Source organism: Actinomycetospora endophytica, assembly GCF_021026375.1.
Taxonomy (GTDB): Bacteria; Actinomycetota; Actinomycetes; order Mycobacteriales; family Pseudonocardiaceae; genus Actinomycetospora; species Actinomycetospora endophytica.
On the sequence record NZ_JAJNDB010000001.1, the window covers coordinates 87,904 to 105,373 of the forward strand.

The 17,470-nt window shown below is 71.6% G+C and carries 14 protein-coding genes and 1 pseudogene; 6 read left to right on the forward strand and 9 right to left on the reverse strand.

Features of this window, described 5'->3' with window-relative positions; all coding sequences use genetic code 11:
- Positions 1-4 precede the first annotated feature (4 nt).
- Genes LQ327_RS00450 through LQ327_RS00465 form a run of 4 tightly spaced genes read right to left on the reverse strand, consistent with a single transcriptional unit; the run spans position 5 to position 4,234 of the window.
- Positions 5-2,116, reverse strand: coding sequence for a xanthine dehydrogenase family protein molybdopterin-binding subunit (locus LQ327_RS00450; protein ID WP_308286228.1), 2,112 nt, complete (start codon positions 2,114-2,116; stop codon positions 5-7).
- Positions 2,008-2,481 carry a hypothetical protein gene (locus LQ327_RS34460; protein ID WP_308286229.1) on the reverse strand — a complete coding sequence of 158 codons (474 nt, stop codon included), beginning with the start codon at positions 2,479-2,481 and terminating at the stop codon, positions 2,008-2,010. The genes LQ327_RS00450 and LQ327_RS34460 overlap by 109 nt, the downstream gene beginning before the upstream one ends.
- Positions 2,478-2,999, reverse strand: a complete 522-nt coding sequence (locus LQ327_RS00460) for a (2Fe-2S)-binding protein (RefSeq protein WP_230729534.1) — start codon at positions 2,997-2,999, stop codon at positions 2,478-2,480. Before LQ327_RS00460 ends, LQ327_RS34460 begins: the two co-directional genes overlap by 4 nt.
- A gap of 5 nt (positions 3,000-3,004) precedes the next feature.
- Positions 3,005-4,234 (reverse strand): FAD binding domain-containing protein, encoded by a 1,230-nt coding sequence (locus tag LQ327_RS00465; protein WP_308286284.1) that lies wholly within the window; start codon positions 4,232-4,234, stop codon positions 3,005-3,007.
- A gap of 55 nt (positions 4,235-4,289) precedes the next feature.
- Here LQ327_RS00465 and LQ327_RS00470 point away from each other — a divergent pair, with 55 nt between their 5' ends.
- The 5 genes from LQ327_RS00470 (at position 4,290) to LQ327_RS00490 (ending at position 11,747) form a co-directional block, all read left to right on the forward strand.
- On the forward strand, positions 4,290-7,148 hold the full coding sequence (locus tag LQ327_RS00470) for a substrate-binding domain-containing protein (RefSeq protein WP_230729548.1): 2,859 nt from the start codon (positions 4,290-4,292) through the stop codon (positions 7,146-7,148).
- Between the two features lie 415 nt (positions 7,149-7,563).
- A complete protein-coding gene (locus LQ327_RS00475; protein ID WP_230729550.1) occupies positions 7,564-8,202 on the forward strand; it encodes a DsbA family protein in 639 nt (212 codons plus the stop codon).
- Between the two features lies 1 nt (position 8,203).
- Complete coding sequence (locus LQ327_RS00480) at positions 8,204-9,073, forward strand: cytochrome c biogenesis CcdA family protein (RefSeq protein WP_230729552.1); 870 nt, start codon at positions 8,204-8,206, stop codon at positions 9,071-9,073.
- 504 nt (positions 9,074-9,577) lie between these two features.
- Entirely contained in the window at positions 9,578-10,924 is a 1,347-nt protein-coding gene (locus LQ327_RS00485) for a hypothetical protein (RefSeq protein WP_230729554.1), read from the forward strand.
- A 592-nt stretch (positions 10,925-11,516) separates the two neighbouring features.
- Positions 11,517-11,747, forward strand: coding sequence for a DUF4332 domain-containing protein (locus LQ327_RS00490; RefSeq protein WP_230729556.1), 231 nt, complete (start codon positions 11,517-11,519; stop codon positions 11,745-11,747).
- Positions 11,748-12,132: 385 nt separating this feature from the next.
- Here the strand turns inward: LQ327_RS00490 and LQ327_RS00495 are convergent, their stop codons facing one another.
- Both LQ327_RS00495 and LQ327_RS00500 read right to left on the reverse strand, forming a co-directional pair.
- On the reverse strand, positions 12,133-12,600 hold the full coding sequence (locus LQ327_RS00495) for a BLUF domain-containing protein (protein ID WP_230729558.1): 468 nt from the start codon (positions 12,598-12,600) through the stop codon (positions 12,133-12,135).
- A 506-nt stretch (positions 12,601-13,106) separates the two neighbouring features.
- A complete protein-coding gene (locus LQ327_RS00500; RefSeq protein WP_230729560.1) occupies positions 13,107-13,448 on the reverse strand; it encodes a WhiB family transcriptional regulator in 342 nt (113 codons plus the stop codon).
- Between the two features lie 295 nt (positions 13,449-13,743).
- Between LQ327_RS00500 and LQ327_RS00505 the strand changes: the two are divergent.
- A pseudogene (locus LQ327_RS00505) lies at positions 13,744-13,989 on the forward strand (MerR family transcriptional regulator); the annotation flags it as partial.
- A 453-nt stretch (positions 13,990-14,442) separates the two neighbouring features.
- On the opposite strand, the gene LQ327_RS00510 reads toward LQ327_RS00505, so the two are convergent.
- The 3 genes from LQ327_RS00510 to istA are packed head-to-tail and all read right to left on the reverse strand — an operon-like array spanning position 14,443 to position 17,367.
- The gene (locus LQ327_RS00510; protein WP_230729562.1) at positions 14,443-14,877 is read right to left on the reverse strand and encodes a GNAT family acetyltransferase; all 435 of its coding nucleotides are present in this window, start codon (positions 14,875-14,877) and stop codon (positions 14,443-14,445) included.
- A gap of 10 nt (positions 14,878-14,887) precedes the next feature.
- Positions 14,888-15,796 carry an ATP-binding protein gene (locus tag LQ327_RS00515; protein ID WP_230729564.1) on the reverse strand — a complete coding sequence of 303 codons (909 nt, stop codon included), beginning with the start codon at positions 15,794-15,796 and terminating at the stop codon, positions 14,888-14,890.
- Entirely contained in the window at positions 15,793-17,367 is a 1,575-nt protein-coding gene (gene istA, locus LQ327_RS00520) for an IS21 family transposase (RefSeq protein WP_230729565.1), read from the reverse strand. Before istA ends, LQ327_RS00515 begins: the two co-directional genes overlap by 4 nt.
- Positions 17,368-17,470: the final 103 nt, after the last annotated feature.

Consider the following 17,470-nt stretch of genomic DNA (forward strand, 5'->3'; position numbering starts at 1 on the left):
CCCGTCACCCCGTCACCCCGGCGGCCCGCAGCGCCGCACGGATGCGGTCCGGGGTCATCGGCAGCTCGGTGATCCGCACCCCGAGAGGGGCCAGCGCGTCGTTGACCGCCACGTTGATCGCGGCCGGCGCCATCATGCGGCCCCCCTCCCCGCCGCCCTTGATGCCGTGCGGTGTCCACGGCGACGGCGATTCGTGGTGCCCCATGGTGAGTTCGGGGACCTCGACGGAGGTGGGGATCAGGTAGTCCAGGTAGCTGGCGGTCAGCAGCTGCCCCGAGTCGTCGTAGACGAACTCCTCGTGCAGGGCCGTGCCGATCCCCTGGGCCGTGCCGCCCTGGATGTGGCCTGCCAGCGAGCGGGGGTTGACCAGGGTGCCGCAGTCGTGGATCGCGGCGTAGGACAGGAACGTGACGCCGCCGGTCTCGATGTCCACCTCGACGACGGGGACGTGACAGGCGTGCCCCATGAACGGGTAGAAGACACCGAGATCCTTGCGGTCGGGGGACGGCATGGTGGTGTACGGGTGGTCGAAGACCTTGCTCTCCTCGAGCCCGGACTCGACGTCGTCGTCGAAGGAGTGCTTGAACAGGTGCAGCATCACCGCGATCTCGGCGAGGGTCTTGCGCTGCTCGGGAACGCCGCGGACCTCGAAGCCGCCGTCGCGCCACTCCAGGTCGTCGACGTCGGCCTCGAGCAGGTGCGCCGCCGCCCGGACCGCCTTCTCCTTGATCTTGCCGCTGGCGCCCTCGACGGCGCCGGCGAGCATGACGGTGGTGCGTGACCCGCCCGGACCGGTGGCGGGGAGCCCGGTGCGCGTGCCCTGGTAGACGACGGAGACGTCGTGCGGATCGCAGTCGAACTCCTCGGCGACGAGCTGCGCGACCATCGTCTCCGGCGAGTTGCCCCAGAACGCGCACGAGTAGAGCGTCGCGGTGATGTTGCCGGTCGCGTCCACCTTGAGCGTCACGCTCTCCGGCATGGAGGTGACCGGCGCCCCCGGTTCGTCGAAGAAGAACCAGAACTCGGTGGCCGAGAACACCGAACGCTCCTGGGCGCTGATCAGCCCGATGCCGAGGTAGCGCCCCTCCGCGCGCGCGGTCGCCTGCTCCTTGCGCCAGCGGTCGTACTCACCGATCTGCATGGCCTTGTCGAGGACGGCCTCGTAGTCGCCGGAGTCGTAGACGTTGCCCGAGGGGATGAAGTACGGGAACGAGCGGATGAAGTTGCGTCGTCGGATCTCGGCGCCGTCGATGCCCAGCTCCTGAGCCGCCTTGTCGACGATCTGCTCGAGCGCCCAGTTGTTCACCTCGGAGCCGAAGCCCCGGTAGGCGCCCTGCTGGTTCTTGTTGGTCAGCACCGCCCGGACCCGGTATCGGACGCTGCCGATCCGGTACGGCCCGACGACCTGCGCCAGCGCGTTGCCGTGGTGCCCGACGCCGAACTGGATGTAGGCGCCGTAGTCGTCGACGGTGTCGATGTCCAGGCTGGTGAAGAGGCCGTCGCGGGTGACCCCGAGCCGGACCTCGTAGTGTCGGTCGGACCCGTGGTGGTCGCAGTTCGACATGTTGTCGACGCGGTCCTCGAGGTACATCACCGGCCGGCCGGCCTCGCGCGAGCACATCGCGGCGAGGATCGCGGGCTTGGTCGCGAACAGCTTCGTCCCGAAGCTGCCGCCGGCCGGGACCGGCACCATGTCGAGCTTGTTGGCGGGCAGCTTCAGGGTGCCCGCCACCATGAACAGGTAGCTGGTGAAACTCACCGAGTTCGTGTGGATGCGCATCGAGTTCGACGAGACGTCGTAGTCCGCGACCGCGCCCACGGTCTCCAGCGGCTGCCCGCCCGAGCGTCGCCAGCGCATCCGCTCGGTGACCACGACGTCGGCCGCGGCCATGTCGGTGTCGACGTCGCCGAAGTCGAAGGTGCGCTCGAAGGCACAGTTGCCGCCGAGGGCGTCGTGCAGCACGGGCGCGCCGTCGTCGAGGGCGGCGAGCGCGTCGACGACCGGAGTCAGCGGCTCGTACTCCACCTCGATGAGGTCGAGGGCGTCCTCGGCGAGGTAGCGGTCGTCGGCGACCGCGATCGCGACGCCCTCACCGGCGTAGCGGACCTTGTCCACGGCGAGAGCCCGCCACACGTGCGCCTGGGGTTCGGCCCGAAGTCCGGGAGCGGGTCGAGCAGCTCCGCCGCGCGGGCCCCGGTGATGACGGCGTGCACCCCGGGTGCGCGCTCGGCCGTGGCGGTGTCGATGGCGGCGATGCGGGCGTGCGCCATCGGGCTGCGCAGCACGGCGGCGTGCAGCATCCCGGGGAGCACCATGTCGCCGATGTAGCCGCCGCGCCCGCGCAGGAACTTGGGGTCCTCGAGGCGCCGGATGGATTTCCCGACCCACGTGCGCTTGTCCTTGTGGTGCCGTGCCGGTGGGACGGGCCGTCCCTGGACGGTCCCGTTCTCCTGCCCGGGCCGGGGTGCGGTCGTGGTCACGAGGTCACCTCCGCCGGGCGGGCCTGCTCGGCGAGCGGCGCGGAGTCGGCGCGCATCCGCCGGCCCGCCGCGCATACGGCCTCGGTGATGAACTTGTAGCCCGTGCAGCGGCAGAGGTTGCCCGCGAGCTCCTCCCGGACCTGCGCCGGGTCGGCGTCGGGATCGCGTTCGAGGATCTCGACCGAGCGCATCAGCATCCCCGGGGTGCAGTACCCGCACTGCAGGCCCTGCTTGTCCCAGAACTCCTCCTGCAGCGGATGCAGCGTCGGGCCGTCGGCGAGCCCCTCGACGGTGCGGATCTCGGAACCGTCGACCTGGACCGCGAAGGTCGTGCAGGACCGGATGCTGGCGCCGTCGCGCAGGACGGTGCAGGCGCCGCAGACCCCGTGGTCGCAGCCGGTGTGGGTGCCGGGCAGGCCGAGGTCCTGCCGCAGCAGGTCCACCAGCAGCCGCCGGGCCTCGACCGACACCGTCCGGGTCCGACCGTTGACCGTGAGGGTGACGTCGTGTCTGGTCATGGCGATCAGCTCCTCGTGCCGTCGTGGGGCGCAACCTCGACGCCGGCGCGACCGAGGGCCACCTCGATCGCCCGGCGCAGGTAGGCGCGCGCGATGTCGATGCGGGTCTCGGTGCTCCCGTGCACGTCGCCCGCCGGGGAGAGCACGGCGACGGTGGCCTCGACCGCGGAGCGGATGGAGTCCTGGTCGGGCACGCTCCCGATGAGTGACTGCTCGGTCGCGCTCGCGCGGACCGGTGTCGGGCCGACCCCGCTGAGCGCGATGCCGGCGCGCCGGACGGTGCCCGCGGCGTCGACGTCGAGCAGGCAGGCCACGCCGGCGATCGCGAAGCTGCCGTGGGTCCGCATGAACTCGACGAAGGCGTGCGAGCCCGGCCACCGGACGAACCTGACCTCGCTCAGCACCTCCCCGGGCCGCAGCGCCGTCTCGAACGGGCCGACGAAGAACTCCGCGGCAGGCACCCGGCGGACTCCCGCCGGACCGACCAGGGTCATCTCGGCGTCGGCGGCCAGGGCGACGGCGGGCAGTTCGGCACTCGGGTCGGCGTGCGCGAGGCTGCCGCCGATCGTGCCGCTGTTGCGCACCGGCCGGTGCGCGACGAAGCGGAGCGCCTCGGCGAGCAGCGGCGCGGCCGCCGCGACCTGCGGGGCGTCCTCCGCCACCGACTGGCGCACCATCGCCCCGATGCTCAGGGTGTCGCCGTCCAGCCGGATGTCGGCGAGCCCCTCGACGTGCTGCAGGTCCACCAGGTAGCCGGGCTGGGCCAGCCGGAAGTTCATCAGCGGTACGAGGCTCTGCCCGCCCGCGAGGACACGGGGCTCGAGATCGTCGTGCTCGGCGAGCAGCGCGGTCACCTCGGTCAGGCTGCTCGGAGCCGCGTATCCGAAGGCAGGGGGTTTCATCGCGGGGCCTCCCGTCCGAGTGCTGGACTCAGCCTGATTCATCGACGGTGACCTGGGCCATGGCAAGCTCACCAAGGTTCGTCGGCCCGCATTGGCTGTCATCTCGGGGTCGGCGACGGTCGGTCTGGCGGTCAGGCGGTCGCCTCGTGCCCCGGGGCGGATCCCGGCGCCCGATCGGCGGCGGTGGAGCCAGGCGGCCCGCGCGCTCGGGTCCATGTGCTCCCCGAACCGATCCGCTCCGTTCCCGCATCCGCATCTGCGTCGGAGCGGAGCCCATCGACCCGCAGACGCCACTGCCGAGGAGTCGACGCCCGAGTGGTCATCCGAGTGCATACGTATACGACTCGCGCGGCAGGCTGTATCGTGATTCACCCGCCTCAGGAGGCCCGTGTTGCCCACCAGTCACGACGTGGCCCGGCTGGCCGGGGTGTCGCAGGCGACCGTGTCGCGCGCGCTGCGCGAGCACCACGGCGTCGCCAGGGCGACCCGGGATCGGGTCCGGGAGGCGGCACGCAGCCTCGGGTACGTCCCGAGCAGCACGGCGCGGGCCCTGTCGACCCGGCGCACCGGGCGGATCGCGGTCGTCTGCTCCGGACTGGACGATCCGTTCCACGCCGCGCTCGTCGCCCCTCTGCACGACGCCCTGTCCGACCGCGGCCTGCAGACGGTGCTCGTGACCGACACCGACGAGCACCCCGTCACGATCGACGACCTGCTCGACGGTGCGTGCGACGGCGTGGTGCTCACGACCTGCTCGACCACGAGCCCGTTACCGGCGGCACTGGCCGCGCGCGCCGTGCCGTGCGTCATCGCGGACCGGGCCGTCGAGGACGAGGGCACCGACTCGTGTGTCGTCGACGACCGAGCCGGGGCCGCCTCCGTCGCGGACCTGCTGGTCGAGCTGGGCCATCGTCGCATCGGGGTCATCGCGGGGCCGGACACGATCAGCACGGGTCGTGACCGGCTGACCGGCTTCCTCGACCAGCTCGGACGCCACGGGATCACCGTCGCCACCCGCGGGATTCACACCGGCCCCTTCACTGCGGAGACCGGCCGGCGCGGCCTGGTCGCCCTGCTCGCGGCCGGGCCCTCGATGCCGACGGCGGTGTTCTGCGGCAACGACGTCATCGCGCTCGGGGCCCTCGAGGCGGCGGCGCAGTACGGCGTGGCCGTCCCGGGCGATCTCGTCGTCATCGGCTTCGGCGGCCTGCCGATCGCCCGCTGGGAGCGGGTCGGCCTCACCACCATGGACGTCGATCTCGCGGCGATGGCCCGCGAGGTCACCGAGATGCTCGTGGAGCGGCTCGACGGCGTCACCGTCCCTGCTCGGACGGTGAAGGTGCCGGCCCGCCTCGCCGCTCGTCGCACCCACGAGTCGGCGCGCCCGCAGCGAGCCGACTGCGACGAGGACCGGGCCGCGCCGCCCGAACCCGAGCAGGGACTGCGCCGATGGATGACCGCCACGAGCGAGCTCGCCCGCGCCGTCAACTCGGCCACCCCGACGACGACGGTGCTCGCCCTGATCGCCCGGCGGGCCTGTGATCTGATCGGCTTCGACTTCTGCGCGGTCATGCTCGCCAACGCCGGGGAGGAGTGCCTCTCGGTGGCGGGCTTCCACGGGCTGGACGCCAACTACGTCGGGCTCGTCAGCGACGAGCAGGCCCTGCAGATCCGGCCGGAGAGCAGCGATCAGGACTCGCCGGCGGCCCGCGCGTTCCGCGAGCGCCGCACGGTGGCGGTGACCGACACGAGGTCGGCCGCGGTCTACGGACGGCTCCGCGATCTGGCTCCGGCGCAGGGGTACCGCAGCCTCGTCGCGGCGCCCCTGCGCGACGCGAGCGGATCGGTCAGTGGGCTGATCGTGGGCTACCTGCAGGAACCCCACGTCTTCAGCGCCGAGGAGCTCGACCTGACCGAGCTGCTCGGTGAGCAGATCATGGTCGTCCTGGAGACCGACCGTCTCCGACGCGCCCAGGAGCGGACCATCGCCGAGCTCTCGGCCGTGAACACGCAGATGAGCGAGGCCCGCCGCCAGCTCGACTGGGCGGAGGAGCAGCACGAGCGGCTGATGCAGCTCGTGCTCGACGGCGCGGGCCTGGAGGGCCTGACCGACGCGCTGGCCGAGATCCTCGACGCGGCCATCACCGTGCAGAACGCCGACGGCGACGTCCTCGCCCAGTCGGGCGGACGTGCCCCCATCGCGCCGTCCGCCGGCGCCGAGCCGGACGCGACCGGCGACGCGGCCTGGACGGTGCCGGTGCTCGTCACCGGGGAGACGGTCGGACGACTCTGGATCAGCCGCATGTCGTCGCGGCCCGACCCGCTCCAGCGGCGGGCCATCGAGCGCTTCGCGCTCGTCGTCGGGGTCGAGATCTTCCGCCGGCGCCACCTCGAGGAGGTCCGCCAACGGTTCACCCGCGACGTGCTCAGCGAACTGCTCCGCCCGAGCGGACCGGTGCACGTGCAGAGCGTGCTCGAGCACGCGGCATCGCTGGGGGTCGAGCTCGACGAGCCGCATCTCCTCGTCCTGATCTGCCGGCCCCGGAGCGGACCGGCTCCGGGTCTGCTCCAGGACTGCCGCAAGGCCCTCGCAACCGTCGAGCGGTGTCTGGTCGGACAGTACGACGGTGACGTGGTCGCCGTGCTGCCCGCCGAGCTCGACGTCGGACGGACCCTCGAGCCCCTGCTCACCAGACTCGGGCGGACCGCGCCACCGCACGCGCCGGTGGTCGTCCTCGCGCCCGAGGCCGAGAGCCCGACCGACTACGCCGGGGCGTACCGGATCGCCCGGGGCGTCGCTCGCCTGCGCCTGGCCACGAACTCGGTCGTCCCCTTCGTCGACGCCCGCCGTCTGGGCGTGGCGGCGCTGCTCCTCGGCGAGGACCTCCCGTCCCCCCGGCTCGCGCAGTTCGCAGAGGGTCTCCTCGCCCCACTCGAGCGCGCCGGGGCCGTCCGGCAGGGCGAACTGGTCGCGACCCTGCGCGCCTGGCTCGAGCACGGGTGCTCGGCCGCGACGACAGCCGACGCCCTCACGGTGCATCCCAACACCGTCACCTACCGGCTCAACCGGCTCGAGAAGCTCCTCGGGCTGGACCTGCGCAGCTTCGAGAACCGGCTCAACCTGCAGCTGGCCCTCACCGTGGTCGACGTCTCCGGGCAGGTGGACGCAGGTCGCACCTCAGCCCACCCGGGGGTCGGCGTCGGTGAGCAGCGTGGGTACCCCCCGAGGGTCGTCGACGAGCGATAGACGACCTCGGCGGCGCGCTCCTGCTCCACGGGCGGCACCCAGACGGCCTGCGAGAGGCAGGCAACCCGTCGTTCCTCGTCGCGCGAGACCACGTGTGCTCGACCCGGGAACTGCGCTGTGCAGGGATCATGCACAGCTGGCCCCCCAAGGGTCTGGGGTCGTGGCCCGGCAGGGCCAGGGGAGTTTCCCGAGGCGCGAGGCTTCGCTACCGGTCAAGCCGGTGTCGCCTCGCGGCGGCGGGGGTCGGGCGCGGTCGTCTGGGACCGATCGAGCAGGTCGCTGGAGTGAACGTCGACGGCGGCGGCTGCGAAGCCCCGGCATGAGTGGACACGCACCCCCCGAGCCGAGTACCGACCGGCGGACCGGCCGTACCCGGCTCCTGCTCGGTGCCGGGATCACATTGGCGGTCCTGGCAGTGCTCGCAGTGATCACGGTGGTGCAGACGGGGACGTCGGGCTCCTCCGGCGGCACCGCGGCCGGCCAGGACCCCACCAGCCGGGCCCGGCTTGACGTCGCGCGCCGCCAGCCCGGTGACCCGCTGGCGCTCGGTCGTCCGGACGCGCCCGTGGTGGTCGCCGAGTGGGGCGACTTCCAGTGCCCGTTCTGTCGGCTCTACACCACCACCACCCAACCAGCGCTGCTGCGCGAGTACGTCGAGTCCGGCCGCGTCCGCATCGAGTGGCACGACTTCGCCTATCTGGGTCCCGAGTCGGTGCTCGCCGCCCGCGCCGCCCGCGCCGCGGCGCGCCAGAACCGGTTCTGGGACTTCCACGCCGCCCTCTACCGCGACCAGCCCCCGGAGAACCGCGGCGAAGTCACCACCGCGTCGCTGACCGCGCAGGCCGCGCAGCTGGGCCTCGACGTTCCGCGGTTCCAGCGCGATCTCGCCGACCCCGCGATCGCGCAGGCGGTGACGGCCGATCAGAACCTCGGGTCGAGCCTCGGGGTCGGCGGGGTGCCGAGCTTCGTCATCGGCAACCAGCTGATCTTCGGAGCGCAACCGCTGGCCACGTTCCAGCGGGCCATCGACGCGGCGCTGGCCAGCCGGCGCTGACATGCTCGATCTCGGTTACGTCGCCGCGTTCGCCGGTGGGCTGCTATCGCTGCTCAGCCCCTGCAGCGCACTGCTGCTGCCGTCGTTCTTCGCCTACGCCTTCACCGGCCGCACCGCGCTGGTCGCCCGCACCGCGCTGTTCACCCTCGGACTCGGGCTGGTGCTGGTCCCGCTCGGTGCCGGGTCCGGGGCGCTGGCCTCGGTGCTGACCGCGCACCGCGCCGTGGTGGTCAACGCCGCGGGCGTCCTGATCGTGGCGCTCGGGGTGGTGCAGATCCTCGGCGGCGGCTGGGCGTTCGGACCCGCGTCCCGGTTCCAGGCCCGAATGGCGCGCCGCGGGGGCTGGCTGGCGACCCTCGGGCTCGGCGCGGCCTACGGGCTGGCCGGATTCTGCTCGGGCCCCATTCTCGGCGCCGTGCTCACGGTGGCCGCCGCTACCGGGCAGGCGCTGCGGGGCGCCGCGCTGCTGGCGGTCTACGCCGCCGGCATGGCGGCCCCGCTGTTCCTGCTCGCCGTGGGCTGGCAGCGTTTCGATCTCGGGCACCGGGCCTGGCTACGCGGACGGGCCTACCGGCTGGGCCCGCTGACCCTGCACAGCACCACCACGATCTCCGGGATGCTGTTCATCGCCATCGGGCTGCTGTTCATCGTCTTCGACGGCACCGCCGGGCTCACCGGCGCCGACCCCGCCACCACCGCCGCCGCCGAGAACACCGTGGCCGCGATCGGCGAGCGCATTCCCGACCTCGCCGCGCTCGGCGCGGCCGCCGTGCTCACCCTCGCGATCGTGACCTGGAGGCTCACCCGCCACCGGCACCGCCACGGCGACACCTCGGCCGGCACAGGCCCCGAGAGGCGCGGGCAGCGCTGAAGCCTTCACCCGGCTGGGCGGGCTGGCGACCGCGGGCCTACCTCTGCGCCGAGATCGACCGCTTGACCCGATCGGCCTCGGGGAGCGTGACCCACCGGCCCGCGTTCGGCGCGAACTGCCCCGGACCGGTGAGCAGTCTCCGCGTCGCGCCGGCACCGTCCCTGGCCGAAGTGACCGAACTCGGAGTGGCCCCGATCAGCTACGTCGGCCTCCTGCACCACGGCGAGACGGACCAGCTCAGCAACGTCCCGACGGCCGTCGCGGCCGAACACCAGCCCACCGACCAGCCGAGGCACCGGTTCACCTCGGCGCCGCAGTCAGAATGGGGCATCGAGGACGAAGGCCTGGCTCGGGTCTTGCAGGGTCTGCGTCTTCGGCACGGCTGGGTTGGCTGCCGCACCTCGAAGGTCTGCTCGAGATGTAGGCGTGTCGCGCCCCCGACACGCGTGACGTCCGCTGTCCTGTGACACCGACGGGTTCCACGGCGATAGACCCGACGGCGCCGTGCCCGTCACCGGTGGCGTCGAGCTGAGATGGACTCTTGATGGCACCGTGAGGAGTGGCGTGATCGCAGAGGCGGCTACTGCCGGGGATGGCGCAGCGCACCGGGAGAAGCCCAGCGCCGCCGAGCGGTACGTCCAGGTCCTGGCCGTTCTCCCGGGCGCGGAACACGTCGCCGTGGTGGACGTCTCGGGCGAACGCGTCCTGGGTGAGTGGGGCGGACCGCCGGGGTCGGCACAGGTAGTGATCGACCGGGCCCGCCGGGCCGCGGATCCTTCCCGGCCGGGTCGCCGCGAGCTCGAGGACGTCGTGTCGACCATCGGGACCGCCTTCCACCTCTCACGTCTGGTCCTCGCAGGTCCCGGCCACCCGGAGTCGATGTGGGTGGCCGTGCGGATCAACCGTGTCCAGGGAAGCCTGACGTGGTCCAGAGGGGTACTTGCCGGGCTGGGCGGACCGGCCGGCGATGTGCACCGCGACCACGTCGGACCAGCTCACGAGCAACCTCCCGGCCCGCACGAGCAGGACCCTGCGCTGCCATCGCGGGCCCCTGCCGTAGTGCCTCCGCCTCCGCCTCCGCCGACCTCGATCCCGAGCACGTCGCCGTCGGAGATCCCGCGTGCGGTTCCGGCCACCCGGACAGCCCCGACGACCGAGGGCAGCTCGAACGGCCAGGTCACCCTGACCGCGACCGCGCCGCACGCCTGGAAGGCGACACTCACCCCGACGGCGACGGTCGCGCCGGAGACGAGCGAAGCCCCCGACACCAGCACCCCGAAGAGGGCCGCCCCAGCGACGGTTGCCTCCCGAGCGGCGATCCCGGAAGCGAGCACAACGGGTTCGGGTACCGAAGAGTCGAGTGTTGCGGACGCGGCGATCGCCGACATCGCGGCCACTGTCGAGTTGGCGGCCTCTCATCTGTCCGTGCCCGGCGCCCGGGCCTCGTCCGAGAACCGGCCCGAGCCGTTGACGCTCGGCCCGGACCGACGCAGCCCCTTCGCCCCGGTCATCACCGTGCTGCCACCACCTTCTCCGGTCCCGGAGGACGGCACCACCGAGGAGCCAGCCCCGATGCCCGCGCCGATCATCATCGCGCCTCCTCTCTCGTGCGACCGGCGTCCGGTCGAAGGTGAGCCGGCCATCGACTCTGGCCCGGACGAATCGGGCGAGTCCGGACTCCTCGACCCCTCCCCGCGCCACACGCCCGGCGTTCGCCTGGTGCCACGGCTCCCGAGCCCTGCGGCCCTTCCTTCGAGCCGGCCGGCGAGTTCGGTGGCACACGCAACCGCATTCACCGACGAGCCGTCGGTGCTGAAGCGCCTGATCTACTGCCTGCGACGCCCGAGCTGACAATCAGTGCGAGCCGGTCCGCTGATAGCGAGATCCGACCGGCCGCAATCGGGACTCCGCAGTCGTAGGGCGGTGATGGTGCCGATTATCACGGCATCCCGCAGCTCTCGGGACCCAGCGCACTTTCGGGGTCGACCCCGTCAGCAACCTCGATGGCGGGCCGTCATTGCCGCCACCGGACTGATCGGTACGCGTTGAGTGCGCGCATGGTTCTGCCGCGGAGAAGCTCGGCACGGCCAAGGAGTCGGTCCAGCGTCTGATCGGATGGCTCTACACGCAGGCTTGCCCGCCCGGCAGGTCGCGCGGCCGTTCGGTGACAGCACAGCGGGAATCGGCCACCTGTTCAAGGCCCGACACATTGCGACAATCCTTGGCTCGTGGGTGACGAACTCTTGGTCTCGGAGGCGGCAGCACCTGAACTCGGCCAACGTGGAGACCAGTCATTGGAAGGGTTCTCCCCGATTCGAGGGAAGGCCGTTGAGTGTGGTGTCACTCGCCGGAACACGGGGTACTGCCGAATCGGAAATCTCATCATCACGCCACGAATGGCGCCGGGCGGTTCGCCTCGCCCGCTGCCGGAGGGAGAAAGATCATGGCTGACCAAGGTCACGTGGCCAACGATCTGGCCGAGCTCAAGGGCATCGGCCCGAAGTACGCGGAAATCCTCAAGGAGGTCGGAGTCGACTCGATCAAGGAGCTGCGGCACCGTAACGCGGCGCACCTCAAGGAGATGATCGAGACTCGGCACGGCAAGGTGACCGCACTGTCCGAGCACGAGTGCCAGACCTGGATCGACGAAGCCAAGGCCCACACCGCCAGCTGATGACCCGGTTCCGACCGCGCCAACGAACTGGGAGGTGCGTCCGCCTCGGAGGTTGGCGCAGGTTGATCGGGCGGGGCCGGTGCGTGGGGCCCTGTGGCCCCGCGAGGGCCTCGGCGCCCAACGCACTGGTTGGCTGGTTCGGGGCCGACGTCGGGCGGGGTCGTCAGGGGAGTGCGCGGCAAACCAGCCGTACTCAATCGCACCGACCGGCCGCCGAGTAATGATAACCGGCAAGCCACGGCTGGGTGTTCTTGCTTGGTCAGGCACCCGTTCGAACGGCCCGCTGGCGAGGCCAGGTCGTCTGCTTCACCGACCATTTGTATCGAGCGTCCAGCGACTTCCCACGTCGTTTTACCGGGCATGCTCGGTTGGATCCTCGGTGTGGTCAGGCCGGTGCGCCGCGCACCCGATTACGCATCGAGGCGATGACTGCTTCCTCCGCGGGGGTCTGCAACCGGGGGGCCGTCACATCGATGCCGCCCTCCCACTGATTCACGCTCAGGGGGAGATCAGCTTCGTCGTCGTCGGTGACCCGGGCCATCGACCATCGCGGGAAGGCTCGGTCCACCCCCGCAGCGGTCTCGACCAACTCGACCTGCTCGTGGCGGGGATCGCGCTGGATCGTGTCGTAGAGGCCCCGAACAGCGCTCTCCTCGCCTTCGAGGGTCTGGACCACGCTGTCCTCCCAGACCACCAGCGCCCCGGTGATGCCCTGCTCCGGGTTCTTCCTCCGGGCCGCCGCCAGGATTTTCGGCAACTCGACCTGGAGATCGTCGCCCGAGATCTTCAAGCTGCTTCGATAGATCAGGCGGAACACTGGGCCGCCACCGGTGCTCGCGCCGGACTCAACCACGTTGCCGACTCCTTCTCTGTCGGTGACGCACCCCGATCTGATCAAATTGGTCACGAGGCGCTGCGCTGTTGAGAGCGTGGCAGCTTCGCCGTCGCGTCCTAGCCGAGCACCTCGAAACGATGCGCAAACGTGGCAAGCCAGCAACTCTCGGGCCTTGGAAGCCGGCCGCTGCGCCCGGTGCGAGAGATAACCGCGTCGAAGATCCTCACAAGCTGGACTCGTGAAGAGGTCGCGTCGAGGACGCCTCCCCGGCTCGACGAGGCGAAGATCCCGGTCGGCGACGTCGCGCCATCCGTTGAAATCGGTCGGGGATCAAACTCCGCTGATGTCGAGGATGCGCCCCGGTTCGGCCACGGTTGGCCGTTGACCGGAGAGCTCGCGGCCGGCAGCGGGTGCCACTGGATGCCGACCACGCTGATCGGTCACCGCGGCGACGCGCTGCGACCACACCACGCGGTGGGTCGGCGGACGATCAGCGTCGTGCGTCGTGGGGTTTCTTCGTCTCGTCACGCTCCCGCGGCGTCGTCGCGTCCTGCCGGCCGGTAATGGCCGCCGGCGGCGGTGCGAGCCCCACGCCGGCGGCGCAGGATCGCGACACGTTCCCTCTCGTCGACCCCGCCCCAGGTGCCGTAGGGCTCCTCGGCGCTCAAGGAGTGGGAAAAGCAAGGCCCGCGCACCGGGCAGCGCGCGCAGATCTGCTTCGCGCGATCGACACGGCGACTGCGGCGGGGATCGCGCTCGCCGTCGGGGTGGAAGAACAGCGATTCCGGCAGGCTGCGGCAGGCCGCGCGGCGTTGCCAGTCCCAGTGCACGTCCAACGGCTCGGGAAGCCGCGTGGTCTCGGCCATCACCATTCCTCCCCGGAGGATCTCGCCGCATCGATCGGTCCGCGACGGGGTCGTCGCTCGCCGGCGGCGTGAATGACCTCCGCCTCCGTCTCGACTCGAGCGGCAGGCCGGGGTCGAGCGCGGGCCAGCGATGGTGTCCGCGGTCGGTCACGGGCTCTGCGCCACCTCGAAGCAGCCTGTCCTCCTGGACAGTCTCGAACCGTGGCACAAGCGTGGTAAGTCTGCACATGGTCGAACTGGAGCATGACCGATCTGAACGCGATGCGAGACGATGACCCGATGACCCGATGACCCGATGGCCCCGCACGCCGGACCGACGCAGCGGCCGTCGGAGGACCACGTCCCGCGGTGGACCGCGGCCGCGGTCGCTGCGCGTCTTGGGGTGGCGCCCGCCACCCTGCGCAGTTGGAGCCGCCGCTACGGGATCGGGCCGATCGACCACCACGCTGGGCGCTACCGCCGCTACACCGACACCGACGTCGCCGAGCTGGCGACCATGCGCCGGCTCGCCGACGACGGGATGGCACTCGCGGCCGCGGCCGAGCTCGCCCGCCGCCGCCACCGCAGCACGGGCACACCGGCTCAACCCTTGACCCCCGGTCACCTCGAGCCGGGACACCCCGTCGACGTCGGGGAAGTTCGGGCACTGGTACGTGCGGCCCAACGTCTCGACAGCGACACCCTCATCCATGCCCTCGCTGCCAGCCTTGAGCGCCGCGACGTCGCTACGCTCTGGAACCAGCTCTGCCGCCCCGCACTCGACGCCCTCGACGAGCCCGACTCCGCCGCCGCCTGCCTCGACGGCGCGCTGGTGCTCGCCCGCGCGATCACCACCACCTCAGTGTCACCTGCCAGCGAGAAGGGACCACCCTGCTGCCATGAGCTAGGGACCACCTCGGTGGTCGTGGACCTTAGGTATCGAGAGTGGCTCGGGATCTGCTGCTGGTCAACTCGGGTCCGGGTGTCGGGGAGCGTGACTCGGTGCGTGGCGAGGTCAGTCAGCCTGGCGGTCGATCCAGCGGGCGAGGACGAGGACGTCGGAGGGTGTGTAGCCCAGCTGCTGGTAGAACTGCGCGGCCGCGGCGTTCTCGCTGCGAACCATGAGCTGAAGCTTCGGGACGCGCCCGGCCAGCCACTGCTCGGCGGTGTGCATGAGGGCACGTCCAATGCCGTGTCGGCGGCGGCTCGGTGAGACCGCCAAGTAGTAGGCCCAGCCGCGATGTCCGTCGTGGCCAACCATCACGGTGCCGATGAGGAGATTGTCGGCGCCGCGGTGGCCGTCGACCGCGGCGAGCACCGTCGAGGACGGACCATTCAGCGCCCGGGTGAGATCGGCGGCCGGGTCGTTCCAGGGTCGGGTCAGGCCCGTTTCGTGCCAGAGCGCGACCGCGGCGGCGGTCTGGGTGGCTGGCAACGTCTCGATCAGCACGGTGGTGACGCTACGGGTCAGCGGTCGGTCCGATGTCCGTCCTCGGTGGGTTGTCGGTGCGGTCGTGGGCGGAGTTGGTGCTGGCGGCGAGGGCGGGTTTCTGGCGTTGGCGGTAGCTCTGGCCTTCGACGACGAGTTCGTAGGCCGCGGACTGCAGCCGGTCGATCGCGGACTGGGCCAGCAGCGGGTCGGCCATCATGGTCACCATCTCAGCGGGGTCGCGGTTGGAGGTGGTGATCGTGGAGGCGACGCGGTGGCGTTCCACGACGAGTTCGTAGAAGGCGCTGGTCTCGGTGGCGCCGAGCGGGTGCAGCGCGAGGTCGTCGAGGATGAGCAGCTCGACGCGCTGCAGCCGGCGCATCTCGTCGTCGTAGGTGGCGTCGAGGCGGGCGCCGCGCAGCCGCTTGAACATCTTGTCGGCGCGTTCGAAGACCACCGAGTGCTTGCGCCGGACCGCGGCGTGGCCGAGCGCGGACGCCAGAAACGTCTTTCCGACCCCGACCGGGCCCATGATCATCGCGTTGTGGGCGTCGGCGAGGAACCGCAGCGAGCACAGCTCCGACCACAACGCCCGGTCGAACGCGACGCCGGTGGTGTCGTCCCAGGCCTCGAGGACCATCGCCGGGTCAAGCCCGGCTTTCTGGGCGCGCAGCTGGGCGGCTTGCCGGTCGCGGCGGGTGACCTCGTCGGCGAGCAGCATCTCCAGGAAGTCGTGGTGGGCCAGTGCTCCGGTGCGAGCCAGCGCGAGGCGCTCGGGCAGGGTGTCGAGCAGCCGGCCGAGCTTGAGGCGGCGCATCAGTTCCTTGAGCTCGGCGGAGGGCTCGATGCGCCCCGGGCGCTGCCCATCGGCCGCGGCCCCGGCGGCGCCGCGTGGGGTGAGCTTGGTGGTTCGGGTGGTCTTCTTCCCGGCAGCGGTCATGACGGCCGCCGGGTGCTGAACTCGCCCGGGTCGCGGACGAACCGGCCCGCAGCCGGGACGACCGCGGCGTCTGCGTCGACCGCGGCGCCGGAGGTGGCGGGCCGGGCGGGGGCCATGGTGTCGACGCCGGCCAGGCCGCGGGTGAGCATGCGTTCGATGAGCCCGACGTTGACGATCTCGACCTCCAACGCCCGGGCGCAGGCAGTGTCGGTGGCGTCGGCGTCGTAGCGGCGGGCGAGCCCGAGCAGCCGGTAGACCTGGCGCATCTTGGTCCAGGGCAGCGGGTGCTCCAGGATCGCCGCGGCGTAGCGCCCGACGTGATCGCCGTAGGACGCTGCCTTGCGGGCGAGCCCGTCGAGGTCGCGCATGGCGTAGGCCGAGACCTCCGAGGGCAGGTCGGCGGGGTCGGTGTGCCGGCCGCCGGGCTCCTGGCGGGGGTGGACCTTGAGCAGCTGGCCGCGGTGATACAGCTTGACCGTGGTGGCATCGGTACGGGCCCGGATACGGGTGCCGATCAGCTCACCGGGCACCGAGTAGACCGCCCGCGACACTTCGACGTGTCGGTCGCGGGCCACCAGCGGTTTGCTGAACACCGGGATCGCGAACGGCCCGTCCGGCACCGGCCCGAGCAGCGGCGCCTCCTCGGCCGCGAACACCTCCGCGGGACGGGCGCGGGTGGTGCCGTGGATGCGCAGCCCGGCAATCTGGGCGCACCACAGCTGCGCGCGGGCCCGGCAATCCGCGAGATCGAGGAACTCCTCGCCGGCGAAGAAGCTCCGCTGGGCATACTTCACGCCGTTCTCGACGCGGGGTTTGTCCTGCGGGTGCCGGACCCGCGCCGGGTCGATCACGAAACCGCGGGCCTGGGCGTACTCCCGGAACGCGTCGCTGAACCGCGGCTCGATCGGGTCGGCCCGCCCCACCACCGGGCGGAGGTTGTCCGGGATGACCACCGCGAAGACGCCGCCGTAGAACGCCCACGCGGCGTCGCACCCGGCGATCACCTCGTCCAGGGTCTGGCGGTGGGTGGGGTAGATGAACATGTACCGCGAATACACCGCGGTGAAGATCAACCCGTGGGTCACCCGGCGGGTGCCGCGGGCTGGATCGGAGATCAGCCCGAGCCGACCGAAATCGACCTGGACCTCCACCCCCGGATCGCCGTCGGCGACCGGGACGGTGGCCCGCCGGCGCCCGAACCCGAGCTCGGCCACCGCATAGCGATGCAGCGTGCGATACGGCACCAGCACCCCGCGGCGCTCCAACAACACGTGCACCTTGGTCAGCGTCAGGCCCTGCTTGAGCCACGCCTGGATGCGCTCGTGCTCGCCGGCCACGGTCTCCCACGCGGCCCCGGTGCCCCGCGGCCGGTCCGGGCGCACCGTCGCGATCACCGCCCCGAGCAACTCGTCGGACAGCGCGGCGAGCCCATCGTCACGATCGAGCCCGGCCGCCTTCGCAGCGTCGATGTAGCGGCGGACGGTCTTGCGGTCCACTGCGGCCAGCCGACTCACCTCCCGCAGCGACCGGCCGTCCAACCACAGCCGCAGGATCTCCTTCACCTCAACCACGGACACCTCCCGGTAGGTCATGCGAGCGACCAGTAACGGCCGCACGACCTACCGGACGGGAGCCACGCCGGGTGGTCCCATCAGTGGCAAACCGGTGGTCCCA